The sequence below is a fragment of the Planctomycetaceae bacterium genome, from assembly GCA_041398785.1.
Lineage (GTDB): Bacteria > Planctomycetota > Planctomycetia > Planctomycetales > Planctomycetaceae > JAWKUA01.
In genome coordinates, this window is sequence record JAWKUA010000070.1 from 1 (window position 1) to 1,679 (window position 1,679).

The 1,679-nt window shown below is 59.4% G+C and carries 1 protein-coding gene; it reads right to left on the reverse strand.

Annotation, left to right across the window (positions count from 1 at the left end; all coding sequences use genetic code 11):
- A partial coding sequence (locus R3C19_27460; protein ID MEZ6064101.1) for a vitamin K epoxide reductase family protein occupies positions 1–1,548 on the reverse strand: 1,548 nt, incomplete at its 3' end.
- Between the last annotated feature and the right edge of the window lie 131 nt (positions 1,549–1,679).

Here is a 1,679-nt window from a genome sequence, read left to right on the forward strand (position 1 = left end):
TACGCCCGCGCCGACGCGTCGGTACAGTTCCACGTGCTTTGCGATGTATTGGTCCGCGTACGGTTTCGAAAGTTCTTCCTTCAGCGCATCGGCGCCAACCAGTTTTTCTGCATGCTGTCGCGCCGTCGCGGGCTGAGTGTTGGCGGTCGACTGAAACAGCCAGTCATGGAACTCCCGGTACTTGCCGGGACTTGTTCGCCAGACGGCGACGGCCAGTTTCGCAAGTTCGCAGGCACTCGCATGTTCAGAACCGCCCGATGCCGCGCTGTTGCAGGCACGGTTCAGAGGAACCGGCAGTGCGATCACCGCCAGATCGTCCCCATAGCGTTCGAATGCGCCCTGAACGGCGACATGTGTGTTGCGGCAGTGAGGGCATGTGTAGTCGAACATTTCAACAAAGATGTATTTCGCGTCTGACTTCCCGAGCAACGGCCAGTGCATGGAGTTCAGGCGAATTTGATTTCCCGCTACGCTGACGATCCGTTCGTTCGGCTCCCCGGCGGCCGGAGCTTTCTGTTCTTCTTCTGCAGAATCCTTTTCTGCAGAATCCGGTTCCTGAAACAGCAACTGCGACGGCGCGTGAAGGGTTGTCGGCACCAGTAGCAGCAAAGTTGCCGCCATCGACGCCTCAGATTCGCGTGGCTGCGAATCCGTTTCTTCGCCAACTGCGGAATCGCCGGTTCCGCGGACTTCCACCGCTTCGCGCGACTGCTGCTGAGGAACCGTCGGGGCGTCGGATTTCGTTTGTGCGTCCGGCGGAATCACAGGTGGTTCAAAATTCACCGCCGGTGGTTCGAACAGACCACCGGGCGGTGCGAAAACATCATCCTGCGGTTCTTCCGAATTACCTGCCGCTGCGGTGGAAAGTCCGGAAACGTCGACGCTGCCCGGCGTGTCGTAAACCTCAACGGCATATGTCGGCGGAATCGGAGCCATCATCTGTGCTGTGATCAGAACCGCGGTGGCGGCGACGCCGATTCCCGCCAGTTTTGCGGTCAGCGCATTTCCCGCGGGTCGCTGGTACAGCACGATTGCCGCCAGGGTCAGGCCACAGCCGTGAGCAACCAGACAGTAGATACAGAGCCGCTCGATCGCGAACACCTGAAGTCCGATAAACCAAAGTGCGGCCAGTCCCGCCGACAGGCCACCCAGCGTCACTACCGACCAGCCGACGTGCTTCAGTTGCACAGGAGCCTTCGTGTTCATGAACGCCAGAATTCCAAGCAGACTTGCGTAAAGCGCGACGGCAGGAACGCTGACAGGAATCGAAAACAACCTGGCCCAGCGGCTGTGCAGAACATGACCGCAATCGAAGACGGCACCGCCACCACAGCCGTAGACGTGCCCCGCCACCATCGATGTCCACGCCAGATAGCCGCTTACCGCGAGTGCCACCAGACACAGCGAACGCACCACCCAGGTTGTGGCCACGCCCGGAAAACGCCGGTCGAATGATCTGCCGCGGACGGTAGCCGAAACTGCATCGCGAGCGATCGACGGCTGCAGAGTCGTGTATTCGCCCTGCAGCTTCTGTTCTGTTGCAAGCATCTCATTTATCTCCCGGAAATCGCTCAGGATTCCGAATGTGGCCCGGCATCAAGATCATTCGGATTTTGGACGAATCCCGCCCCGGTCAGGTTTACTTCCCGCAACAATAGACCGGATCTCTGTCAAACACC